We start from the raw sequence: 22,170 nt of genomic DNA, 5'->3' as shown, positions 1-22,170 counted from the left end.
GTTTCACGTGAAACATCCAGATTACGACGTCATCGTTGTTGGTGGTGGTCATGCCGGGACAGAGGCAGCCCATGCGGCCGCCCGGATGGGTGTCAAGACAGCTCTTGTCACTCTTACGAAGGAGGGCATTGGCGTGATGTCGTGCAATCCCGCAATTGGCGGATTGGGTAAGGGGCATCTGGTTCGAGAGATTGACGCACTCGATGGCGTTATGGGGCGTGTCGCTGATAAAGCCGGCATACAATTCCGCCTCCTCAATAGACGCAAAGGGCCGGCTGTGCAGGGCCCAAGGGCGCAGTCAGATCGGAGGATCTATCGTCGTGAGATGTTGGCTGAGACAGAAGCCCGGCCTAACCTCGATATTATCCCAGGCGAAGTCACCGATTTTCTTATGACTGGCAACAAAGTCAATGGCGTGTGTCTGGCTGACGAAAGCCAGATCAAAAGTCACGCCGTCATTCTGACATCCGGAACCTTCCTGAGGGGCGTTATTCACATCGGTGATGTGACTAAGCCGGGCGGCCGTATGGGAGATAAGCCTTCAATCCGACTTGCAGAGAGGCTCGACAGTTTCGATTTACGACTTGGTAGGTTGAAAACAGGAACGCCACCTCGATTGGATGGCCGTACCATCTCATGGGAAAAGCTGGAGGGTCAGCCCGGAGATGATGATCCTACATTCTTCAGTTTCTTGACAACATCTACATCGGCATCTCAAGTGGTCTGTGGGATTACACATACCAACACGCAGACACATGATATTATTCGGGACAATCTCGGAAAATCGGCCATGTATGGCGGGCACATCGACGGTGTCGGTCCGCGCTATTGCCCGTCAATTGAAGATAAAGTGGTGCGGTTTGCTGACAAAGAAAGTCATCAAATTTTCCTCGAACCGGAGGGTGCAGATGACCATACCGTCTATCCTAATGGCATTTCGACAAGTCTGCCACTAGACATCCAAGAAAGTTATGTTCGCTCCATTTTTGGTTTGGAAGACGCCGTGATCTTGCAGCCAGGGTATGCAATTGAGTATGACTATGTGGATCCGCGCGCTTTGGGATTAGATCTGGCCCTAAAGTCGCATCAGGGTCTATATCTTGCGGGGCAAATTAATGGTACCACAGGATATGAGGAGGCTGCGGCACAGGGGCTCGTAGCAGGATTGAATGCAGCACGGTATTCAAAAGAGATGGAACCGGTCACGTTTAGTCGCTCCGACAGCTATATTGGCGTGATGATCGATGATCTCACAACAAATGGGGTGACGGAGCCTTATCGGATGTTCACGTCTCGGGCTGAATTCAGGCTGTCTCTGCGTGCCGACAATGCTGATCAGCGGTTGACCGGTATCGGACTAGATCTGGGGTGTGTCGGTGAGACGCGTCGTGAGTTCTTTTCCCAAAAAATGGAAAAACTTGAAGCGGCCCGATCCCAAATGGACAGCCGACGGTTCACCCCAAAGGAGATCAATGAAGCTGGTATCACGGTAAATCAGGACGGAAACCGACGGACGGCGACCGACGTATTGGCATTTCCTGATGTGGTGTTCGAAGATATCTTGCGCCTGCTACCCGATCTTGGAACCTGCGAAGACCCTATTCGTCGTCAAATCGAGCGAGATGCCCTGTATGCGAACTACATCATTCGCCAGAAACGAGAGATCGAAGCGCTGAAACGAGACGAGGGGTATCGTATCCCATTTGACTTTTCCTACGATTTTGAGGGCTTGTCGAACGAGCTGCGTGGAAAACTGGAAAAATCCAGACCTGAAACCCTGGCTCAAGCGGGGAGGGTCGATGGAATGACACCAGCGGCGCTGGCACTAATCCTGGCAAGGCTACGCCGAGGCGATACCACGAGCCATGGGAAGACTGCATAAATGGGTGAGATCAATATCGGACAGTCATATGTTTCACGTGAAACATATGAGCGACTTAAGCACTATGAATCTCTTGTTAAAAAGTGGTCTCCGAAAATCAACCTTATCGCCAAGTCCACATTGGCCGACGTATGGGATCGCCACATCGTAGATTCGGTGCAGATTTGCCAAGGGATTGATTTTCCGCGGTCCTGGCTTGATATCGGGAGTGGCGGTGGCTTTCCAGGTGTTGTTGTCGCGATTCTGGCCGCGGAGCGAGTACCAGATTGCGCAGTTACTCTGATCGAAAGTGATCAGCGAAAGTGCGCATTTCTCCGTACGGCTATTCGTGAATGCGGCGTGAAGGCAACGGTGGTATCTGAGCGCATCGAAAAGGTGCCGCCGATGGCGGTTGATGTCATCTCAGCACGTGCACTGGCCGATCTTTCGACGCTGCTTGGCTTTGTCGAACGTCATCTCCACCCGGAGGGAATCGCGCTTTTTTCCAAGGGACTACAATGGAAAAAAGAAGTGGATAACGCGCGGAGCCAATGGCAATTTGACCTGAAATCCACTAAGAGTTGGACTGAACCCGACGCGGTTGTTTTGGAAATCAGGGGAGTGACGCGTGTCTGATTTGTCCCGGCCGGCTGGGCCTCGAATTATAGCAGTGGCCAATCAAAAGGGTGGGGTCGGCAAGACAACAACCGCAATCAACTTAGCGGCAGCTTTGGTTGAGGCTGGATATCGGGTCCTTGTTGTCGACCTGGATCCGCAAGGCAACGCCTCAACCGGTCTTGGAATCGAAGCGACAGATCGCACCCGCACAACATATGATCTTCTTGTAGATGATGTTGCGTTGAATGACGTCATTCGGGAGACGGAGATTGAAGATCTTTGCATTATCCCGGCGACGGTTGATCTGAGTTCGGCTGATATAGAGCTTTTTACAAATGAAAAGCGCAGCTTTCTATTGCATGATGCGTTACGTCAGCCGGCGATGGATGATTATGATTGGGACTATGTCCTGATCGATTGCCCTCCATCTTTGAACCTACTGACCGTCAACGCGATGGTTGCGTCCCATTCTGTGCTGGTCCCATTGCAAAGTGAATTTTTCGCACTCGAGGGGGTCTCACAACTGATGCTTACAATCCGCGAGGTGCGTCAGACAGCAAACCCGAACCTTCGGATCGAGGGGATTGTGCTGACGATGTACGACCGGCGGAATAACTTGTCTCAGCAGGTAGAGCAGGACGCCCGTGGGCATCTGGGTGAATTGGTCTTTGAAACGAAGATTCCTCGGAATGTGCGTGTCAGCGAGGCGCCGTCGTATGCGTTGCCGGTGTTGAACTACGACACGAACTCGCTAGGGGCGAATGCGTATCGCGCCCTTGCAGAAGAACTGATTGCGAGACATCAGAAACTCGCAGCCTAACCACAGCTGGAGGCGCAGTAATGTCAGAAAAGAAAAACAAACCCAGAGGATTGGGAAGAGGCTTGTCAGCTCTAATGGCGGATGTGAACCCGGAACCTGTTAGCACAGAAAAACAGGCAGTCAGAAGCACCGAAGTCATGGTGCCAATCGAGAAAGTTATCGCGAACCCGGATCAGCCGCGTCGCCAGTTTTTGCAGGAAGATCTGGATGACCTGACCGCGTCGATCCGGGAGAAAGGGGTTCTTCAGCCCCTTATCGTGCGACCGCGTCCCGGTGGACAGTATGAGATTGTTGCCGGCGAACGCCGCTGGCGTGCTGCGCAAGGCGCAAAACTGCACGAAGTGCCGGTCATTATTCGGGACTATTCCGATGTCGAGATGATGGAAGTTGCCATCATCGAGAATATTCAACGCTCTGACCTCAACGCGATGGAAGAGGCGCAGAGTTACAAGCAGCTGATGGACAAATTCGGCCATACGCAAGAGAAAATGGCAGAAGCGCTTGGTAAGAGCCGGAGCCATATCGCGAATCTGGTCAGGCTGCTTCATCTACCGGATGACGTACAGTCTTTGGTTCAAGAACGTCGTCTCTCAGCGGGTCATGCCCGTGCTCTTATCACTTCTGACAATGCGTCAGATTTGGCGAAGAAGATCGTTAAAGGTGGTCTGTCAGTACGTGCGACTGAGGCATTGGTGAAAAAGGATGCCGCCGGCCTGCAAGTTGCAACAGCGCGTTCGGCAAAGAAAACAGCCGAGAAAGATGCGGATACGCGCGCCTTGGAAGCAGATCTCTCAGCTGCGCTGCGTATGAAAGTGACGATTGATCATCGTGCTGGTGGTGAAAGTGGCGTTCTTTCGGTCAGCTACGCATCTCTGGATGAGTTGGATGATCTTTGCGGGCGTCTTAGCCGTTAGGGCGTGACCAGATAAATATCATCACGGCACCAAGTGTGATGGCCTGAATGATCAGGACGTGGCTTGGTGCCGAGAAAATAACTGACAAACCGAATACGGCGGCAACTGAAATGGTTGCCGCCTTTTTTGCGGCGGGTCGAATGGCGCCTCGTTCCTGCCAATCCTGGATCATAGGGCCAAATAGTTGATGGTTTATGATCCACTCGTGCAGCCGCTCGGAAGAATTCGCAAAGAAAAAGCTGGCGAGCAGCAAAAACGGAACGGTGGGTAAGAGAGGAAGGACGACACCGACAAGCGCCAATCCAACACACAGAAGCCCAAGCGCAGCGTAGAGAAGACGCATAAGCTACTCCACTAGAAGATCGCGGAGGACGGCATTTAGGACCGCGCGGCCGGCGTCAGTTGCCTGAATACGATTTTCCGAGAGCTCTAACATTCCAATTTCGCAGAGGTTGGAGATCCGCTCGGAAGAGAGAGCATGACCGGACAAGGCACGGAACCGATCTAAATCGAGCCCCTCGACCAATCGCATCCCCATCATAAGGTATTCAGCACTCGCATCTTCAGGAGCAAGCGGCGTTCGCGAAGACTCCCCGGTTTGGCGTTCTGCAGCTGCCAGCCAGGCTCCAGGTTGCAGATAGGTTTCCGTGGCGTACCGGATACCGTCCAGAGTCAGGCGCCCATGGGCGCCTGGCCCAATACCAAGGTAATCGCCATAGCGCCAATAGATCAGATTGTGCCGCGACTCTGCGCCGGGGCGCGCGTGGTTGGAGACCTCATAGGCGGGCAGACCATGCTTGTCGCAGATGTCCTGGGTGGCGAGATACATATCAGCGGCGTTGTCGTCGGTAGGAAGATCGCGCAACTTGCCCCGCGCGTATCGATCGCCGAACGCGGTGCCTTCTTCAATGGTCAATTGATAAAGGGACAGGTGGTCAATCGTCATGGACAAGGCTTGGTCGAGTTCCTGTTGCCAGCCGGCCAGTGTCTGACCCTGACGCGCATAGATCAGGTCGAAACTGACTCTGTCAAAGCAGTTCCGAGCCACATCAAAGGCCTTTTGTGCCTCAGAAACACTGTGCATCCGCCCAAGACGGCGCAGGTCATTGTCGTTAAGCGCCTGAATACCCATAGAAATTCGGTTGACGCCAGCATCCCGGTATCCCGTAAAGCGACCAGCCTCGACTGAGGTTGGGTTTGCTTCAAGAGAGATCTCTATGTCATTGGAAAAAGGCCATATTTCCCGAGCAGTCTCAACAATTGTGGCCACAGTATCGGGATGCATCAGGGACGGTGTCCCACCCCCGAAAAAAATCGTATTCAGAACGCGTCCCGATAGAGACGGGGCCGCTCGCAGCATGTCCGCTCGATAGGCTGCAGCCCACCTGTTTTGGTCGATCTGCGCGGTGACATGACTGTTGAAATCGCAATAGGGGCATTTGGCCTGACAGAAGGGCCAATGCACATAGAGACCAAACCCCCCGTTGCGCCAATCATCCACCGAAACACGCCTCGACAAATTTTGCGACGGCCTGACCGCGATGGCTGATCTTGTTTTTGGCCCAACGATCCATTTCGGCACAGGTCAGATCATGTCCATCTGGCTGGAACATTGGATCATAGCCAAACCCATCCTTACCGCGAATAGGCCAAACCAGTTGGCCGGGCATCACGCCTTCGAACACCTCATCATGACCATCGGGCCAGGCGAGAACAAGCGTGCAGCGAAATTGGGCAAGCCGGGGGTAGGCTGCCCCTTTGGCTTCCAGTTCATTATGGGCGCGGGTCATGGCCATCATGAAATCGCGGCCATCACCGGTTTCTGCCCAGTCAGCGGTGTAAACGCCGGGGGCGCCATCTAGTGCATCAATGGTGATTCCGGAGTCATCGGAGAGAGCCGGTAAACCAGTCGCCTTGGCGGCGGCATGGGCCTTGATCCGGGCATTCCCGACAAATGTATCTTCGGTTTCGGCGGGTTCAGGAAGTTCCATCTCGCCGGCACCAACGACACTCACGCCAAAGGGTTGGAGGAGATGTTTCATCTCCTCCAGCTTGCCTTTGTTATGGGTGGCGACCAGCAGCCGGTCGCCGGCAAATTTGCGGGTCATGCGCAGGCTGCCTTCTGCAGTTCTGCCAGTTCGGCGGTGCCCTTGGTTGCGAGATCCATCAGCGTGTCCATCTGCTCGCGGCTGAACATAGATCCTTCTGCGGACATCTGCACTTCGATGAGCTGGCCAGAACCTGTCATGATGAAGTTGCCATCGACGCCGGCCTCTGAATCTTCCGGGTAATCGAGGTCCAACACCGGCTGACCTGCGTAGATACCGCAGGAAACTGCGGCAACGGGATCAACGAGGGGATCAATCTTGACCTCACCGGTTTTCATCAGCTTGTTCACCGCAAGACGTAGGGCAACCCAGCCGCCGGTGATGGAGGCGCAGCGGGTGCCGCCGTCGGCCTGCAGCACATCACAGTCGATGCTGATCTGCCGCTCGCCGAGTGCAACGCGGTCGACGCCGGCGCGCAGTGCGCGTCCGATCAGGCGCTGAATTTCGACGGTGCGGCCGCCCTGTTTGCCCATCGCGGCTTCGCGGCGCATACGGGTGTTGGTCGCGCGGGGCAGCATGCCGTATTCAGCGGTTACCCAACCTAGACCTGAGCCTTTGATAAACGGCGGCACACGATCCTCAATGGTGGCGGTGCAGAGCACATGGGTATCCCCCATTTTGATCAGGCAGGATCCCTCAGCGTGTTTGGTGAAACCGGTTTCGATGGAAACGGCGCGCATTTGGTTCAGATCTCGTCCGGAGGGTCGCATGGGTCATCCTTTGTTTGGTTACCCATCGGGATAGCGTCCGCAGGGTCGGCGATGCAAGCATGATTGACCTTTTGGTGCTGCGCTCTTTAATGACAACTGTAGGACAGGGAGCCAAGGCTTGCGGAACTTCGGCAGTGACCACACATAGAATGCGATGAACAGCAGCACCGACATATTGAAGGATATGAATGACCGGTCACGGGATGTGTTCCGTGCGGTCGTGGAATCCTATCTGGAGACGGGAGATCCCGTCGGCAGCCGTACTCTGACGCGATCGCTGAATGAGAAGGTGAGCGCTGCGACTGTGCGCAACGTGATGCAGGATCTGGAGCATCTTGGATTGTTGAACAGTCCGCACACCAGCGCCGGTCGGGTTCCCACGCAGGTCGGATTGCGGATGTTTGTAGATGGTCTGCTTGAAGTTGGGGATTTGAACACCCAGGACCGCCAGAAAATTGATGAAACCATGGGCGAGACTGCTGGCGGTGGGGCTGCGGGTCTGGCCGGTATGCTGGATCGTGTCGGATCGGCCCTGTCGGGGGTGACACAGGGGGCCTCCTTGGTGCTGACCCCGAAACATGAAGCCGAAATTCGCCATATTGAGTTTGTCACACTGGCCCATGATCGTGCGCTGGTCGTTCTGGTGTTTTCAGATGGTCACGTGGAAAACCGCCTGTTTACGCCGCCGCCCGGGCAGACGCCCAGTTCAATGCGGGAGGCGGCGAATTTCCTCAATGCGCTGATCGAGGGACGCACATTAGGGGACGTACGCGGTGCCATTCAGGAAGAGATCAAGGCCCGGCAGCAGCAGATCGATGTTCTGGCCCGTGAAATGATCGAAAGCGGTTTGGCCGCTTGGGAAGATGACGGCAGCGACTCTGCGCGGCTGATCGTGCGTGGCCGGGCGAATCTCCTGTCGGACGGAGGGGCTGCGGAGGAGTTGGACCGGATCCGGAACCTGTTTGATGACCTGGAACGCAAACGCGATATCGAAGAGTTTCTTCAGCTGACCGAAGATGGCGAAGGTGTGCGCATTTTTATCGGTTCGGAGAACAAACTTTTTTCACTTTCGGGTTCCTCTTTGGTGGTCTCTCCCTATATGAACGCGGATCGAAAGATCATTGGTGCGGTGGGCGTGATTGGCCCGACCCGCCTGAATTACGGCCGGATCGTGCCGATTGTGGACTATACGGCGCAACTGGTCGGGAAGCTGCTTTCCGACCGGAGTTAGAGGTGAAATATGGCAGAGCCCAAGAACGACGATTTTTTGGACGACATCACAGAAGCCGAAGCAGAGGAGCTCTCTGCGCAGACTGAAGAATTTGATGATGCAGCGCTGGAGCTGGACAGCCTGCGGGCTGAACGGGATGAGCTGAAAGATCGGTTCATGCGGGCCCTGGCGGATGCGGAAAACGCACGTAAGCGTGGCGACAAAGCGCGCCGTGAAGCTGAGCAATATGGCGGCTCCAAGCTGGCGCGGGACATGTTGCCGGTTTACGACAATATGAAACGTGCGATCGAAGCTGCCAGCGATGAACAGCGCGAAGTTTCCGCCGCTTTGATTGAAGGCGTGGAACTGACCATGCGCGCGCTGCTTGGTGTGTTTGAAAAGCACGGTATGCAGGTGATCGCGCCGGAAGTTGGTGAAAAGTTTGATCCGCAGGTGCATGAGGCGATGTTCGAGGCCCCGGTGCCAGGTACCAAAGCCGGCGATATCATTCAGGTTTCTGCCGAGGGCTTCATGCTGCACGACCGCCTGCTGCGCCCGGCGCAGGTTGGTGTTTCCTCGACGCCGGCGAGCTGAACTGCAGCAGTGACGGGCCTTGTGGCCCGTGCCTGCGGCGCGAGTATTTTTGGAAAGATGACAAGCGGCCCCGTGGTGATCCATGGAGGCCGCTTTTCTGTATCAGCTCCCGGCTTCTTTCAGGCGATAAAGCGCTTCCAGTGCTTCCCGTGGTGAGAGATCATCAGGGTGGATGTCGTCCAGGAGCATTTCGACTGGTGAGGGGCCGACCGGTGCTGCTGGTTGCGGCGGTGGGGCGGCAGCGAAGAGGGGAAGATCGTCGATCTGGATTTTGCCGGCGCCACTGCGGCTGCCCTCTTCCAGCATGTCCAGAACGTCCCGAGCCCGTGCAACAACCGATCCGGGCAGGCCGGCAAGCTGCGCGACCTGTACCCCGTAGGAGCGATCTGCCGCGCCTTTCTTGACCTCGTGCAGAAAGATGACTTCGCCTTCCCATTCCTTGACCGAAACGGTGGCATTATCGACGCCGGGCAGCTTGCCGGCGAGCTGGGTGAGTTCGTGGTAATGGGTCGCAAACAGCGCGCGGGCGCGATTGACCTCATGCAGATGTTCCAGCGTGGCCCAGGCGATCGACAGCCCGTCATAGGTCGCAGTACCGCGCCCGATTTCGTCGAGAATGACCAGTGCGCGATCATCTGCCTGATTGAGGATGGCCGCGGTTTCAACCATCTCAACCATGAAGGTCGAGCGCCCGCGTGCCAGATCGTCCGAGGCACCAACCCGGCTGAACAACTGGCTGATCAGTCCGATATGGGCGCTGTTCGCTGGCACGTAGCTCCCCATTTGGGCAAGGATGGCAATCAGGGCATTCTGGCGCAGAAAGGTTGATTTACCGGCCATGTTCGGACCGGTCAGCAGCCAGATGGCGGCCCCTGTATCGGCGGTGAGGTCACAGTCGTTGGCAACGAAGCTGCTGCCACCCTGTTGCCGCAGTGCCTGTTCCACAACGGGGTGTCGCCCCCCTGAAATACTGAACTCGCGCGAGCTGTCTACCGTTGGGCAGGACCAGTTTTCACCAAGAGCGAGATCGGCCAAGGCGGTGACCAGGTCAAGTTCTGCCAGTCCCCGCGCTGCTGCATTCAGCAAAGCCGCATTTGCCAGAATAGCGTCTGATAGCCTGGTATAGAGCCGCTTTTCAATCTCCAATGCCAGATTACCGGCATTCAGAATACGGGTCTCGATTTCGCTCAACTCAACCGTTGTGAACCGAACCTGATTGGCTGTTGTCTGGCGGTGAATATAGGTCTCCGACAGGGGGGCGGAGAGCATTTTCTCTGCATGGGTCGCGGTGGTCTCGATGAAGTAGCCGAGCACATTGTTGTGCTTGATTTTCAGCGAGTTGATGCCCGTGTGATCGGAGTATTTCTTTTGCAGCGCTGCAATGACGGAGCGACCTTCATCACGGAGTGTGCGGGCCTCGTCCAGCTCGCTGTCGTAGCCCTCTGCAATAAACCCGCCATCGCGGGCCAAGAGCGGCGGCTCTGCAATCAGCGCCGCATCAAGCAGGGGCAGCAGATCGTCAAATCCGGTCAGCCCGGAGAGCGCCTGTTGTAGAAGTGCCGGCATATCTGCCCTGTCACAGAGGTCCGAAATAGCTTCGGACTGGATCAGGGTGTTGCGTACCGCAGCGAGATCCCGAGGGCCGCCGCGATCCAGGGCAAGCCGGGACAGGGCCCGGTCCAGATCGGGTGTCTTGCGCAGAGCAGCGCGCAGAGATTGCGCGAGTTGCGTTTGCTCCACCACGAAGTCCAGCGCCGTCAACCGGGATCGGATCACATCGAGGTTGCGCGATGGGCTGGACAGCCGCTGTTCAAGAAGCCGACCGCCGGCGGGGGTTACGGTGCGATCCACCACCGCAAGCAGTGAGCCGCCGCGCCCGCCAGTCAGTGAGCGGGTGAGTTCTAGGCTACGACGGGTCGCAGCGTCGATCTGCACAACCCTGTCCTCGGCCTCTTGTTGTGGGGGCTGAAGCAGTGGCAGCTTACCCTTCTGTGTAATGTCGAGATAGTCGATGACCGCGCCCATGGCCGAAATCTCTGCCCGGTTGAAGGAGCCGTAAGATTCCAGTGTTGAGACTTTGAAGAGATCACAGATGCGTTTTTCAGCGGCGGTGCTGTCGAAGCTGGATTTCGCCAGAGGGGTCACCGGGATCTGGTGGTCCTCTGCAATGGCGCGCAGCTGGTCCAAGGCAGGGCCATCGGGGACGATCAACTCCGATGGCGCCAGCCGGGCCAGTTCAGGGGACACCCGGACGGACGCGACGGGCATCACATGGAACGCGCCTGTGGAAATATCTGCCCAGGCGAGGGCGGACTGATCGCGCATCTCGCAATAAGCGGTGAGGAAATTGTGACGGCGCGCCTCCAGCAGGGAATCTTCGGTGATGGTGCCGGGGGTGACCAGTCGCACGACATCCCGTTTCACAACCGATTTGGAGCCACGTTTCTTGGCTTCTGCCGGGCTTTCCAATTGTTCGCCAACGGCGACGCGAAACCCTTTGCGGATCAGGGTCAACAGATAGCCCTCGGCGGCATGGACCGGGACACCACACATCGGGATGTCGTTGCCATCGTGTTTGCCGCGTTTGGTCAGCGCGATGTCGAGGGCCTCTGCCGCGTTGACGGCATCGTCAAAGAACATCTCGTAGAAATCGCCCATGCGGTAGAACAAGAGGGCATCCGGGTACTGCGCCTTGATGTCGAGGTATTGGGCCATCATCGGCGTGACTGTGGACAAAGTTCGGCTCCGTAAAATGGGGGATTTCTTTGGCGCGACCTTACAAATCAGGCGACTGCGACGAAAGGTGAAAACGCAACTTCGTTGAGAAGAGGCGCGCGCTGGGCTATGACGCTTGGGACAGTGAGAGGACACCCTAAGCCAATGCCCAAAGCGAAGATTACCAACGAAGAGGCGCTTGCCTTCCATCTGGAACCGACCCCCGGCAAATGGGAGATCAACGCAACGGTCCCGATGACCACGCAGCGGGATCTGTCGCTGGCCTATTCCCCCGGTGTTGCGGTGCCCTGCGAGGCGATCGCGGAAAACCCGGAAACCGCTTATGACTATACAAACAAGGGCAATCTGGTTGCGGTCATCTCCAACGGGACTGCGGTTCTGGGGTTGGGCAATCTTGGGGCGCTGGGCTCCAAACCGGTGATGGAGGGCAAATCTGTCCTGTTCAAACGGTTTGCCGATGTGAATTCCATCGATATCGAGCTGGATACCGAAGACCCGGATGAGTTCATCAAGGCGGTGCGCCTGATGGGGCCAACGTTTGGCGGGATCAATCTTGAGGATATCAAGGCGCCGGAATGTTTTATCATTGAGCAGCGTCTGAAAGAAGAGATGGACATCCCGGTGTTCCACGATGACCAGCACGGTACGGCGGTGATCTGTGCGGCCGGTCTGATCAATGCGCTGCATATCTCCGGCAAGAAGATCGAGGATGTGAAAATCGTCCTCAACGGAGCCGGTGCCGCAGGTATCGCCTGTATTGAACTGCTGAAGGCAATGGGCGCGCGGCATGAAAATTGCATCGTCTGCGACACCAAAGGCGTGATCTATCAGGGCCGTACCGAGGGGATGAACCAGTGGAAGTCCGCCCATGCGGTCAAGACGGATCTGCGCACGCTGGAAGAGGCGATGAAGGACGCGGATGTGTTCCTCGGCGTATCTGTCAAAGGGGCGGTGACACAGGACATGGTGAAATCCATGGCGGACAATCCGGTGATCTTTGCGATGGCAAACCCGGATCCTGAGATCACCCCGGAAGAGGCGCATGAGGTGCGTGTGGATGCGATCGTCGCCACCGGCCGGTCTGATTATCCCAATCAGGTCAACAACGTCCTTGGCTTTCCCTATCTGTTCCGTGGCGCATTGGATATCCACGCCCGGGCCATCAATGACGAGATGAAAATTGCCTGCGCCCATGCGCTGGCCGGTCTCGCACGGGAGGATGTGCCGGATGAGGTGGCGCTGGCCTATGGCAAGTCGCTGTCCTTTGGCCGGGATTACATCATCCCGACACCGTTTGACCCACGCCTGATCCATCGGATCCCACCCGCCGTGGCAAAGGCAGGGATGGACACCGGCGTTGCGCGTCGTCCGATCATCGACATGGATGCCTATGAACATGGGCTGCGTGGGCGGATGGATCCGACCCAGTCGATCCTGCGTGGTCTGAACGCCCGTGCCCGTGCAGCGCAATCACGCATGATCTTTGCCGAGGGCGACGACCCTCGCGTTTTGCGTGCGGCGGTGATGTATCAGCGATCTGGCTTCGGCAAAGCGCTGGTTGTTGGTCGTCCGGAGGATGTCCGCAGCAAGCTGGAAACAGCCGGCCTGGGCGATGCGGTGCGTGAGCTGGAGATTATCAACGCGGCCAATACCCAGCATTTCGAGACCTACAAGGACTTCCTCTATGAACGGCTGAACCGCAAAGGCTTTGATCGCAAGGATGTTCACCGTCTGGTTGGGCGCGACCGACATGTGTTTTCAGCGCTGATGTTGGCGCATGGGCATGGCGACGGTCTGGTCACCGGAGCCACCCGGAAGTCTGCGCATGTCCTCGATCAGATCAACCATGTGTTTGATGCCGATGCGACCAATGGATCGGCCGGCGTCACGGCGCTTCTGCACAAGGGGCGCATTGTGCTGATTGGCGATACGCTGGTGCATGAATGGCCGGATGAAAATGACCTCGCCAATATCGCCGAACATGCCGCAGGCGTGGCCCGGCATATGGGGCTTGAGCCTCGGGTCGCGTTTGTCAGCTTCTCGACCTTTGGCTATCCGGTGTCGGAGCGTGCGGAGAAGATGCATATCGCCCCCACGGTGCTGGACCAGCGCGGTGTCGATTTTGAGTATGAAGGCGAGATGACCGTCGATGTGGCGCTGAACGCCAAGGCGCAGGAGGCCTATCCCTTTCAACGCCTGACCGGTCCGGCCAATATCCTGATCGTACCCGCGCGCCACTCCGCGTCGATTTCGGTCAAGCTGATGCAGGAAATGGGGGGGGCAACTGTTGTTGGTCCGATCCTGTCAGGTGTCGATAAGCCGATCCAGATCTGCTCGACCACCTCGACGGCAAATGACGTTCTGAACATGGCGGTTCTGGCTGCCTGCAATATCGGGTGATCTCATGGCGATCTGGAACCTAGGCTCAATCAATGCCGACATGATTTATGCGCTGCCTCATATGCCGACCGCGGGGGAAACCCTCGCGGCGACGGGGCTGGAGCAGTTTCTGGGTGGCAAAGGGGCCAATATGTCGGTCGCGGCGGCGCGTGCTGGCAGCCATGTTTGTCATTTGGGTGCCGTCGGGCCGGAGGGAGGCTGGGCTGTCACGCGTTTGTTGGAATACGGTGTGGATACCCGGCATACCGCCCAGTTGGAGGTGCCGACCGGCCACGCCATCATTGCCGTGGATCCAACAGGTGAGAACCAGATCATCCTGTTCCCGGGAGCAAACCGTGAGATCAGTGCGGATCAGGTTGGCGCCGCGCTGTCTGCCGCCAGTGCTGGCGATATTCTGGTGATGCAAAACGAAACCAATATGCAGGCTGAGGCAGCCCAAATGGGTCGTGATCTGGGGTTGAAGGTGGCTTATGCAGCGGCGCCGTTTGATGCCGCGGCGGTTCAGGCGGTCCTGCCCTACCTCGACTATCTGTTCCTGAATGAGGTCGAGGCCGAACAGCTGCGTGATGCGACAGGCAAAACGCCTGAGGCGCTGGGCGTTGCGGATGTGATTGTGACTTTGGGCGCCAAGGGCGCGCGCCACTACGACACGACGGCGGGAACCACCCATGATGTCGCGGCGCATTCCGTTGTCCCGGTTGATACAACAGGGGCTGGTGATACCTTCACCGGCTATGTGCTGTCCGGTCTGGATCGTGGACTGCCTATGGCGCAGGCGTTGGCGCAGGCCAATCGCGCCGCTGCATTGATGGTGACGCGTAAAGGCACCGCCGATGTGATCCCTGACCTGAAGGAGGTTCAGGACGCAAGCTTTTGATTCTGCCAACAGGGTCTGCATAGGAAAAGGCGCGGTATCATCCGCGCCTTCTTCATATCAATCGCCTCAGGTGCGTTGTTAATGCCCTTTTGCAAAAGGCGCTGCATCTCCCCAAAGCTGCAACACACGAGCGTCCCGCCCACAGGCCTTTCGATAGCGCTTATAGGCCTCTGACTGACGTTTGGGGCCAAAGCGCGTGAGAACCAGTTTGCGACCCTTGTAATAGTCCTGATGGTAGGCTTCGGCCGGGTAGAAGGCCGTTGCTGGCAGAATTGGCGTGACGATAGTCTGACCAAGTGCCGACTGCGCCTCGGTCTTTGCGGTCTTGGCAATGGATGTCTGATCTGCGCCAGAGACAAATATCGCTGTCCTGTAGCTGTCTCCGCGATCACAGAACTGGCCACCCGCATCCGTTGGATCAACGGAGCGCAGGAACATAGACAGCAGTTGCTTGCGCGTCACCTTGGTCGGATCAAACCGGATCTGGACCGCCTCATAATGACCGGTGCCACCGGCGGTGACCTGTTTGTAGGTGGGTGATTTGGTGCTGCCGCCGGTATAGCCGGATACTGCCGAGAGCACGCCAGGGACGCTTTCGAAATCACTCTCAACACACCAGAAGCAGCCGCCAGCGACGGTGAGTGTTTCAATATTCTGGGCATGGGCCTGATGTCCCTTCAGCGCCACGGCAAGCAGCATGAACAGGGTCAGGACAATTGGTCTTGCGGTGTTTGTCGAACGCATCATCGCCTCCATCGTTGCGCTACATTGGCCCGTGGGTTGTTCAGGCTCAATCACATGACATGGTTTGTCACAGCTTGGTGACGGGAAGTTACCGCTTGGAAATAGGATCCAATCCTTCTAGCGTGCGCCTCGCAGGAGGAGCAGATGACCGAAAAAATGAGCACGCATCAAGCGCAAGAAGATCAGCGCAACGAAGAGATCCTGATCTATCTGAATGGTGAAATTGTTCCCAAAGCCGAGGCCAAGGTCAGCGTCTATGACAGTGGTTTCATGCTGGGGGATGGCGTCTGGGAGGGGCTGCGGCTCTATAACGGGACCTGGGCGTTTATTGACGAACATCTCGACCGCCTGTTCGAGGCTGCGAAGACTATCGATCTGGACATCGGGATGGACCGGGATCAGGTCAAACAAGCCGTGTTAGACACACAAAACGCCAATGACATGGCCAGCGATGCCCATGCGCGCCTGATGGTGACGCGGGGGGTGAAGTCCCGCCCGTTCCAGCACCCATCGCTGTCGCAGCAGGGGCCAACGTTCACCATTATCATGGAGCATTCGCGCCCGAACCTGCCGCGCCCGATCCGGCTGGCGACAGTGCCGCATCTGCGCGGGTTGCCGATGACACAGGATCCGAAGCTGAATTCGCATTCCAAGCTGAACTGCATTCTGGCCTGTATCGCGGCAGAGAAAGCGGGTGCCGATGAGGGGCTGATGCTGGACGTGAACGGGTTTGTGAATACGACCAATGCCTGCAATTTCTTTATCGTGCGCAAGGGGGCGGTTTGGACCTCCACCGGCGACTATTGTATGAACGGGATCACCCGGCAGAAGGTCATCGATCTGTGCCGTGCCAATGACATTCCGGTGTTTGAGCGCAACTATTCCCTGGTGGATACCTACGGCGCTGATGAGGCGTTTCTGACCGGCACATTTGGGGCACAGACGCCGGTGGGTGACATTGACGGACGGCAGATTGGCGACGGAGAGATGGGGCCGGTGACCAGGCGTCTGCGCTCGCTCTACAAGGATCTGATCGCGCAGGAGTGTACCTGATGCGGATTGCCATGTGGTCTGGGCCACGCAACCTGTCGACTGCAATGATGTATGCCTTTGGCAACCGTGGCGATTGTGCTGTGGTGGATGAGCCGTTCTATGCCGCCTATCTGGCAAAGACCGGGCTGGAACATCCCATGCGGGCTGAAATCCTAGACAGCCAGCCAAGGGATGCTGACGTTGTTGCCGCATCTCTGCTAGGGCCAGTGCCCGCTGCAAAACCGTTTTTCTATCAAAAACATATGACCCAGCATATGATAGACGGGGTGCCGCGCGCCTGGATGCGGGAGGTCACAAATGTGTTTCTGATCCGCCATCCGGCACGGGTCATCGCCTCATACGCCGAGAAACGGGAGAATCCGACGCTGGATGATATCGGGTTTCGTCAGCAGGCGGAGCTGTTCGATCTGGTGACACGCTGGGGTCAGCCGCCCGTGGTGGTAGACAGCGATGATATCCGCAGCGATCCCGCAGCGGTATTGGAGCGGCTCTGTGAGAACCTAGGTGTCCCGTTTTCCCCAAAGATGCTGTCATGGCCGATGGGCGGACATAAGGACGATGGAATCTGGGCCACGCATTGGTACGGGTCCGTCTGGCAGTCGACCAAATTTGCAGGACCCGAGGGGCCGTTGCCTGAGGTTCCTGCAACTTTGCAGCCGGTTTTGGACGCCGCTATGCCCTATTATGACCGGTTGAAAGCGCAGAAAATCTGATCGCGTCGGGGGCGCTGCCCCCTCGCGCCTCTGGCGCTTCACCCCCGGAGTACTTTCGGAAAGGTGACACACGTAGAGTGCGTTTCGCCTAGCTGATCAGTTTGCCCAGCTTCATCGCCACGCCCATATCACCTGAAATTTTCAGCTTGCCCATCATCACGCCGGTCATCGGGTTCAATTTCCCGGTCAGCAGCTTTTTCAGATTTTCGGTGCTGATGCGGATGGTGCAGTCAGTATCGCGATTTTCCATTGAAGCATCGCCATCCGCAAGGACGATGACACCATCATCACCGCAGTCGAATTTCAGCGATCCGTCAAAGGTTTTCCCGGTCAGCCCGGCGCGGATGCCTTCTGCCAGTGGTTGTAATGCCATGATGTCCCCCTCGGTGTCTTCCTTTACGCCAAGGGTTAGGCACCGGGGTGTCAGCGGGCAAGGGTGACCAAAGGGGAGGTCGCGTCAACCGTCAGCCAAGCGCATCATGGGTGAGGGGGCAGGGGGCGCCATCGAAAAACGTCTTCAACACCGCGTCGAATACCTGTGGGGCGTTGGGCACAGCAGTGAAAAGCGTCATGGAGGAGCGCAGTTTCTTGGCATCGGTTTCGCCCAAGATACCCTCAGCGCTGCGGTCGGTGTGGCTTAGCAGCAGTTCGCTGGCTTCGATCAACCGTGTGCGCAGTACGGGGTGGGCAAGGTAGGCGGTCGCCTCTGTCAGGTCCTCGATCCCGTATAGCTGGGCCATATGGGACTGACCAAGGTCGGCCAGTTGCGGAAAGACGAACCACATCCAGTGGCTCGTCTTTTTTCCCGCAGAGAGTTCGGCGCGGACATCGTTCCAGACGGTGTCCTGCGCTTCGACGAACATCTCCATCTCTTCGGTCAGATCGTCGTCTTTATCGTCTGTGATATCGACGCGGTCGCTCATTTTTTCAACCGACGCTCGCGGGCGGCAATGAGCTTCAGTCGCAGCGCGTTCAGCTGGATGAAGCCGGCAGCGTCTTTCTGATCGTAGGCGCCCGCGTCATCTTCAAAGGTCACATGGGCCTCTGAATAGAGCGAGTGATCAGACCAGCGACCCACGGTGGTTGCGGAGCCTTTGTAGAGTTTCACGCGGACGGTGCCGGTCACATGCTCCTGGCTGCGATCAATGGCGGCCTGCAGCATTTCACGTTCTGGCGAGTACCAGAAACCGTTGTAGATCAGTTCAGCATATTGCGGCATCAGCTGGTCTTTGAGGTGCATCGCGCCGCGATCCATGGTGATGGATTCAATGCCGCGATGGGCCTCAAGCAGGATGGTGCCGCCGGGCGTTTCATAGATGCCGCGGGACTTCATACCGACAAAACGCCCCTCGACAAGATCGAGACGGCCGATGCCATGCTTGCCACCGTATTCATTGAGCTGGGTCAGGATGGTTGCAGGCGACATTGCTTCGCCGTTGATGCTGACCGCGTCGCCTTTTTCAAAACCGATCTCGATGAATTCGGCCTCGTTCGGGGCGTCTTCCGGGTGGACGGTGCGTTGGTAGACGTAGTCGGGCGCCGCCACGGCGGGATCTTCCAGTACTTTGCCCTCAGAAGAGGTGTGCAGAAGATTGGCATCAACAGAGAAGGGGGCTTCGCCGCGCTTGTCCTTGGCCACCGGGATCTGATGAGCCTCTGCGAATTCCAGCAAGCGGGTCCGCGACGTCAGATCCCACTCACGCCAGGGGGCAATCACCTTGATGTCGGGGTTCAGCGCATAGGCGGCCAGTTCAAAACGGACCTGATCGTTGCCTTTGCCGGTGGCGCCATGGGCGACCGCATCAGCACCGGTGGCTTCAGCGATCTCAACAAGGCGTTTGGAGATCAGCGGCCGGGCGATGGAGGTGCCCAGAAGATAGAGGCCCTCATAGACGGCGTTGGCGCGGAACATCGGGAACACGAAATCCCGCACGAATTCCTCCCGCACATCTTCGATGTAGATGTTTTCCGGCTTGATACCCAGAAGCTCGGCTTTCTGGCGTGCGGGCTCCAGTTCCTCACCCTGACCGAGATCGGCGGTGAAAGTCACAACTTCGCAACCGTATTCGGTCTGCAGCCATTTCAGAATGATTGACGTATCAAGACCGCCGGAGTAGGCGAGGACAACTTTCTTGGGCGCGGACATTGGATTTCCTCTTGATCAGAACGCCTGCGGCCTACCCGGTTTTTGTCAGAAGGGCAAGGTTTTCCCCGGATCGGAGCCTGAGCGTGCGCATTATAGTCACGCGCGACGATTGAGCAGTATTGGAGCATGAATAAATGATTGGCTGGAAGCTATTTCTACACTCGGTCAGCATGGTGCAGCGGAACGTGCCGCAACTGATGCGGATCTTTCTTGTGCCCGCGCTGATAGCGTTGGCGATCGCCTATTTGGCCATTGGTGGCCTGCTTGGCGATGTCGGACTTCAGGCGCGAGGGTTTGACAGCGATATGTTCTTTTCAGTTCTCTGGCGCATCGTTGGACTGTGGCTGGTGATTGGACTGATTGGCGCGTGGACCGTGGTGGCCTGGCATCGCTACGTCCTACTGGAAGAACATCCGCAGGGGTGGATTCCGGCTTTGCACAAGGCGGAGATGGGCAACTATATCTTGGGTCTGATCAAGCTGGTTTTTATCGGAATTCTGTTCTACTCTGTCTTGGCATTTATCGGGTCTGCATTCGTCCAGAGTCTCGGGATGGTTGGCCTGTACCTGTTGTTGGCCGCTGGCGCGCTGATTGCGATATTCATGTTCAGGTTTGCATTGGTCCTGCCGGCGGCGGCGCTTGGAAAACCTATTGGTGTGAGCGAGTCATTGGCACTGACGACCGGTGCATTTGGTACGTTGTTCGTGCTCGGTGTTTGTCTTTTTGGTCTGCAGCTCGTGGCCGAACTGATCCTGTTCCTTGTGGCTGATGCTGTGCTTATCGCGATGCTTCTTGATATAGTCTTCTCTGTTGTGCTTGCGATCTTGAATATCAGCGCTCTCACCACGCTTTACGGCTACTACGTCGAGAAACGGCCGATCTGATCGGCGATATTCTTCCGTATGCTTTGACCTTGCCCCCTTGTCTTGGGGGCGGGGTTGGGTCACTCAAGTGACATGAGTGATTTTCAGACCCAGGCCCGAGCCGCCGAACAGGCCATGCGCGCGATTTTTCCTGCCACACCGCTGCAGCGCAGCGCGCTATTGTCAGAGCGGTTTGGCGCTGAAATATACCTCAAGCGCGAAGACCTGAGCCCGGTGCGGTCCTACAAGATCCGCGGCGCCTTCAATGCGATGCGCAAGCAGCTGGAGCAATCGCTGTTTGTCTGCGCGTCAGCGGGAAATCACGCGCAGGGCGTCGCCTATATGTGCCGCGAGTTGGGTAAGCGGGGCGTGATCTTCATGCCGGTGACCACGCCGCAGCAGAAGATCCAGAAAACCCGGATGTTTGGTGGCGACAGTGTCGAGATCCATCTGGTTGGCGATTATTTCGATGACACTTTGGCTGCGGCGCAGAAGTGGTGCGCGGATGAAGGCGGCCATTTCCTCTCGCCGTTTGACGATGACGATGTGATCGAGGGGCAAAGCTCTATCGCGGTCGAGGTTGAGGCCCAGCTGGGTGCGGCCCCGGACCATGTGATCCTGCCAGTTGGTGGCGGGGGTATGTCGTCAGGTGTGGCCCGTTGGTTCGGGGATCGGGTGCATTGCTTGTTTGCGGAACCTGCTGGCGGGGCATGTCTGCGGGCGGCGCTGGCTGCAGGGCATCCCGTTGCATTGGATCATGTTGATACATTTGTTGATGGCGCGGCCGTTGGTCGTGTTGGCGCACGGCCGTTTGAGGTCCTGAAACAGGTCCCCTTGCCCGATGTGCTGTCGATTGCCGAAGATCGCATCTGCACAACAATCCTTGAGATGCTGAACGTCGAAGGTGTGGTGTTGGAACCTGCCGGGGCGCTGGCGATCGAAGCCCTGCGTGATGTGCGCTCCTGGATTCGCGGCAAAACCGTGGTCTGTCTGACGTCTGGCGGCAATTTTGATTTTGAACGCCTGCCGGAAGTGAAGGAGCGCGCGCAGCGCTACATGGGGCTGAAGAAGTATTTTCTACTACGCCTGCCGCAGCGGCCCGGTGCGCTGAAAGAGTTTCTGGGCATTCTGGGTCCTGAGGATGATATCGCCCGGTTCGAATATATGAAGAAATCCGCGCGCAACTTTGGCTCGGTGCTGATTGGTATTGAAACCAAGCGACCTGAGAACTTTGCTGATCTCTATGCCCGTCTGGATGCCGCAGGCTTCGCCTATACCGATATCACCAGCGACGAAACCCTGGCACAGTTTGTGATCTGAGCCGGTGTCGGCTCAGAGTTGGCTGCTCATATCGCGTAGAAACTCTTCCTTGGAGTTTTCATAGCTGGAAATGATGGCACCGGTGTCGACGTCTTTGGCTTCGCCTTGGGCCGAGCGACGCTCGCCCTCTTGGCAGAGGCGGGAAAACTGACGGAACCCCAGATTCAATGCGCTGCCCTTCAGGAAGTGGAGGTCCTGTTCCAAAGTTGCCAGATCGGGGGATCGCAGCTTTTCGATGACACCTTCGACCTCCTCCAGGAAAATTTCGACAACCTCAGAGAAGTCCTCAGCGCCGACTTCCTCGTGCAACTCTTTCGCGCGTGACCAATCAATCATCTTTGCAAACCCTGTTTTGATATCGCATTTTACGATTGCTTTACTTATAAACTCGTAAATCACCGATTAACGCGAGGCTAGGCCGATAATTCGCAAACTTCACCTCCTGTTAAGCGAAGAGCGCGATAGTGACTTGCGTTTAGGGTA

22 protein-coding genes are annotated in these 22,170 nt (G+C 57.0%); 12 read left to right on the top strand and 10 right to left on the bottom strand.

Translation table 11 applies throughout. The features are described 5' to 3' along the window. The first annotated feature begins 7 nt into the window (after window positions 1-7). From mnmG to D1820_RS12505, 4 genes are read left to right on the top strand one after another with little or no spacing between them, the layout of a single operon-like run. Entirely contained in the window at window positions 8-1,882 is a 1,875-nt protein-coding gene (mnmG, locus tag D1820_RS12520; protein ID WP_118070186.1) for a tRNA uridine-5-carboxymethylaminomethyl(34) synthesis enzyme MnmG, read from the top strand. Next, window positions 1,883-2,497, top strand: a complete 615-nt coding sequence (gene rsmG, locus D1820_RS12515) for a 16S rRNA (guanine(527)-N(7))-methyltransferase RsmG (RefSeq protein WP_118069299.1) — start codon at window positions 1,883-1,885, stop codon at window positions 2,495-2,497. Beyond that, the gene (locus D1820_RS12510) at window positions 2,490-3,299 is read left to right on the top strand and encodes a ParA family protein (protein WP_118069298.1); all 810 of its coding nucleotides are present in this window, start codon (window positions 2,490-2,492) and stop codon (window positions 3,297-3,299) included. The genes rsmG and D1820_RS12510 overlap by 8 nt, the downstream gene beginning before the upstream one ends. Window positions 3,300-3,319: 20 nt before the next feature. Then, entirely contained in the window at window positions 3,320-4,213 is an 894-nt protein-coding gene (locus D1820_RS12505) for a ParB/RepB/Spo0J family partition protein (protein ID WP_096872966.1), read from the top strand. Here D1820_RS12505 and D1820_RS12500 read toward each other — a convergent pair. The 4 genes from D1820_RS12500 to rph are packed head-to-tail and all read right to left on the bottom strand — an operon-like array spanning window position 4,203 to window position 7,031. Continuing rightward, on the bottom strand, window positions 4,203-4,556 hold the full coding sequence (locus tag D1820_RS12500; RefSeq protein ID WP_118069297.1) for a YbaN family protein: 354 nt from the start codon (window positions 4,554-4,556) through the stop codon (window positions 4,203-4,205). The two genes, D1820_RS12505 and D1820_RS12500, sit on opposite strands and share 11 nt — an antisense overlap. Window positions 4,557-4,559: 3 nt before the next feature. Continuing rightward, complete coding sequence (gene hemW / locus D1820_RS12495) at window positions 4,560-5,714, bottom strand: radical SAM family heme chaperone HemW (RefSeq protein WP_118069296.1); 1,155 nt, start codon at window positions 5,712-5,714, stop codon at window positions 4,560-4,562. Then, window positions 5,707-6,321: an RdgB/HAM1 family non-canonical purine NTP pyrophosphatase gene (gene rdgB / locus D1820_RS12490; RefSeq protein WP_118069295.1), complete on the bottom strand. Its 615-nt coding sequence runs from the start codon at window positions 6,319-6,321 to the stop codon at window positions 5,707-5,709. Before rdgB ends, hemW begins: the two co-directional genes overlap by 8 nt. After that, on the bottom strand, window positions 6,318-7,031 hold the full coding sequence (rph, locus tag D1820_RS12485; RefSeq protein WP_040175119.1) for a ribonuclease PH: 714 nt from the start codon (window positions 7,029-7,031) through the stop codon (window positions 6,318-6,320). Before rph ends, rdgB begins: the two co-directional genes overlap by 4 nt. A 154-nt stretch (window positions 7,032-7,185) precedes the next feature. Between rph and hrcA the strand changes: the two genes are divergently transcribed. Then, entirely contained in the window at window positions 7,186-8,262 is a 1,077-nt protein-coding gene (hrcA, locus tag D1820_RS12480) for a heat-inducible transcriptional repressor HrcA (RefSeq protein WP_118069294.1), read from the top strand. Between the two features lie 9 nt (window positions 8,263-8,271). Next, the gene (locus D1820_RS12475) at window positions 8,272-8,835 is read left to right on the top strand and encodes a nucleotide exchange factor GrpE (protein WP_118069293.1); all 564 of its coding nucleotides are present in this window, start codon (window positions 8,272-8,274) and stop codon (window positions 8,833-8,835) included. A 102-nt stretch (window positions 8,836-8,937) separates the two neighbouring features. Here the strand turns inward: D1820_RS12475 and mutS are convergent, their stop codons facing one another. Then, complete coding sequence (mutS, locus tag D1820_RS12470) at window positions 8,938-11,553, bottom strand: DNA mismatch repair protein MutS (protein WP_205521412.1); 2,616 nt, start codon at window positions 11,551-11,553, stop codon at window positions 8,938-8,940. Between the two features lie 162 nt (window positions 11,554-11,715). Here mutS and D1820_RS12465 point away from each other — a divergent pair, with 162 nt between their 5' ends. Both D1820_RS12465 and D1820_RS12460 read left to right on the top strand, forming a co-directional pair. Continuing rightward, entirely contained in the window at window positions 11,716-13,971 is a 2,256-nt protein-coding gene (locus tag D1820_RS12465) for an NADP-dependent malic enzyme (RefSeq protein ID WP_040175129.1), read from the top strand. Between the two features lie 4 nt (window positions 13,972-13,975). Beyond that, complete coding sequence (locus tag D1820_RS12460) at window positions 13,976-14,848, top strand: ribokinase (protein ID WP_118069291.1); 873 nt, start codon at window positions 13,976-13,978, stop codon at window positions 14,846-14,848. A gap of 78 nt (window positions 14,849-14,926) precedes the next feature. Here the strand turns inward: D1820_RS12460 and msrA are convergent, their stop codons facing one another. Next, window positions 14,927-15,592: a peptide-methionine (S)-S-oxide reductase MsrA gene (gene msrA / locus D1820_RS12455; RefSeq protein WP_082035291.1), complete on the bottom strand. Its 666-nt coding sequence runs from the start codon at window positions 15,590-15,592 to the stop codon at window positions 14,927-14,929. Between the two features lie 144 nt (window positions 15,593-15,736). Between msrA and D1820_RS12450 the strand changes: the two genes are divergently transcribed. Together D1820_RS12450 and D1820_RS12445 are read left to right on the top strand one after the other, a co-directional pair. Next, a complete protein-coding gene (locus tag D1820_RS12450) occupies window positions 15,737-16,645 on the top strand; it encodes a D-amino acid aminotransferase (protein WP_118069290.1) in 909 nt (302 codons plus the stop codon). After that, window positions 16,645-17,358 carry an HAD family hydrolase gene (locus D1820_RS12445; protein WP_118069289.1) on the top strand — a complete coding sequence of 238 codons (714 nt, stop codon included), beginning with the start codon at window positions 16,645-16,647 and terminating at the stop codon, window positions 17,356-17,358. The genes D1820_RS12450 and D1820_RS12445 overlap by 1 nt, the downstream gene beginning before the upstream one ends. An 88-nt stretch (window positions 17,359-17,446) precedes the next feature. Here the strand turns inward: D1820_RS12445 and D1820_RS12440 are convergent, their stop codons facing one another. The 3 genes from D1820_RS12440 to D1820_RS12430 all read right to left on the bottom strand — a co-directional run bounded on the left by D1820_RS12440 (window position 17,447) and on the right by D1820_RS12430 (window position 19,504). After that, window positions 17,447-17,731: an SCP2 sterol-binding domain-containing protein gene (locus D1820_RS12440; protein ID WP_040175136.1), complete on the bottom strand. Its 285-nt coding sequence runs from the start codon at window positions 17,729-17,731 to the stop codon at window positions 17,447-17,449. A 91-nt stretch (window positions 17,732-17,822) separates the two neighbouring features. After that, on the bottom strand, window positions 17,823-18,281 hold the full coding sequence (locus D1820_RS12435) for a DUF1810 domain-containing protein (RefSeq protein ID WP_118069288.1): 459 nt from the start codon (window positions 18,279-18,281) through the stop codon (window positions 17,823-17,825). Next, window positions 18,278-19,504: an argininosuccinate synthase gene (locus tag D1820_RS12430; protein ID WP_118069287.1), complete on the bottom strand. Its 1,227-nt coding sequence runs from the start codon at window positions 19,502-19,504 to the stop codon at window positions 18,278-18,280. Before D1820_RS12430 ends, D1820_RS12435 begins: the two co-directional genes overlap by 4 nt. Before the next feature lie 134 nt (window positions 19,505-19,638). Between D1820_RS12430 and D1820_RS12425 the strand changes: the two genes are divergently transcribed. Both D1820_RS12425 and ilvA read left to right on the top strand, forming a co-directional pair. Further along, the gene (locus D1820_RS12425; RefSeq protein ID WP_118069286.1) at window positions 19,639-20,388 is read left to right on the top strand and encodes a hypothetical protein; all 750 of its coding nucleotides are present in this window, start codon (window positions 19,639-19,641) and stop codon (window positions 20,386-20,388) included. A 72-nt stretch (window positions 20,389-20,460) separates the two neighbouring features. Continuing rightward, window positions 20,461-21,687: a threonine ammonia-lyase IlvA gene (gene ilvA / locus D1820_RS12420; protein ID WP_118069285.1), complete on the top strand. Its 1,227-nt coding sequence runs from the start codon at window positions 20,461-20,463 to the stop codon at window positions 21,685-21,687. 12 nt (window positions 21,688-21,699) lie between these two features. Here the strand turns inward: ilvA and D1820_RS12415 are convergent, their stop codons facing one another. Continuing rightward, window positions 21,700-22,023, bottom strand: coding sequence for an Hpt domain-containing protein (locus D1820_RS12415; protein WP_118069284.1), 324 nt, complete (start codon window positions 22,021-22,023; stop codon window positions 21,700-21,702). Window positions 22,024-22,170: the final 147 nt, after the last annotated feature.

This window comes from Phaeobacter sp. LSS9 (assembly GCF_003443595.1).
Classification (GTDB): domain Bacteria; phylum Pseudomonadota; class Alphaproteobacteria; order Rhodobacterales; family Rhodobacteraceae; genus Phaeobacter; species Phaeobacter piscinae.
This window is presented reverse-complemented; position numbering and strand designations above follow the sequence as displayed.

Excerpts from the sequence above, each read along its gene's own strand:
- rsmG (WP_118069299.1), top strand. The coding sequence starts at position 1,883 with ATGGGTGAGATCAATATCGGACAGTCATATGTTTCACGTGAAACATAT.
- D1820_RS12505 (WP_096872966.1), top strand. The coding sequence starts at position 3,320 with ATGTCAGAAAAGAAAAACAAACCCAGAGGATTGGGAAGAGGCTTGTCA.
- D1820_RS12500 (WP_118069297.1), bottom strand. The coding sequence starts at position 4,556 with ATGCGTCTTCTCTACGCTGCGCTTGGGCTTCTGTGTGTTGGATTGGCG.
- rdgB (WP_118069295.1), bottom strand. The coding sequence starts at position 6,321 with ATGACCCGCAAATTTGCCGGCGACCGGCTGCTGGTCGCCACCCATAAC.
- rph (WP_040175119.1), bottom strand. The coding sequence starts at position 7,031 with ATGCGACCCTCCGGACGAGATCTGAACCAAATGCGCGCCGTTTCCATC.
- hrcA (WP_118069294.1), top strand. The coding sequence starts at position 7,186 with ATGAACAGCAGCACCGACATATTGAAGGATATGAATGACCGGTCACGG.
- D1820_RS12475 (WP_118069293.1), top strand. The coding sequence starts at position 8,272 with ATGGCAGAGCCCAAGAACGACGATTTTTTGGACGACATCACAGAAGCC.
- mutS (WP_205521412.1), bottom strand. The coding sequence starts at position 11,553 with ATGATGGCCCAATACCTCGACATCAAGGCGCAGTACCCGGATGCCCTC.
- D1820_RS12465 (WP_040175129.1), top strand. The coding sequence starts at position 11,716 with ATGCCCAAAGCGAAGATTACCAACGAAGAGGCGCTTGCCTTCCATCTG.
- D1820_RS12460 (WP_118069291.1), top strand. The coding sequence starts at position 13,976 with ATGGCGATCTGGAACCTAGGCTCAATCAATGCCGACATGATTTATGCG.
- msrA (WP_082035291.1), bottom strand. The coding sequence starts at position 15,592 with ATGCGTTCGACAAACACCGCAAGACCAATTGTCCTGACCCTGTTCATG.
- D1820_RS12450 (WP_118069290.1), top strand. The coding sequence starts at position 15,737 with ATGACCGAAAAAATGAGCACGCATCAAGCGCAAGAAGATCAGCGCAAC.
- D1820_RS12445 (WP_118069289.1), top strand. The coding sequence starts at position 16,645 with ATGCGGATTGCCATGTGGTCTGGGCCACGCAACCTGTCGACTGCAATG.
- D1820_RS12440 (WP_040175136.1), bottom strand. The coding sequence starts at position 17,731 with ATGGCATTACAACCACTGGCAGAAGGCATCCGCGCCGGGCTGACCGGG.
- D1820_RS12435 (WP_118069288.1), bottom strand. The coding sequence starts at position 18,281 with ATGAGCGACCGCGTCGATATCACAGACGATAAAGACGACGATCTGACC.
- D1820_RS12430 (WP_118069287.1), bottom strand. The coding sequence starts at position 19,504 with ATGTCCGCGCCCAAGAAAGTTGTCCTCGCCTACTCCGGCGGTCTTGAT.
- D1820_RS12425 (WP_118069286.1), top strand. The coding sequence starts at position 19,639 with ATGATTGGCTGGAAGCTATTTCTACACTCGGTCAGCATGGTGCAGCGG.
- ilvA (WP_118069285.1), top strand. The coding sequence starts at position 20,461 with ATGAGTGATTTTCAGACCCAGGCCCGAGCCGCCGAACAGGCCATGCGC.
- D1820_RS12415 (WP_118069284.1), bottom strand. The coding sequence starts at position 22,023 with ATGATTGATTGGTCACGCGCGAAAGAGTTGCACGAGGAAGTCGGCGCT.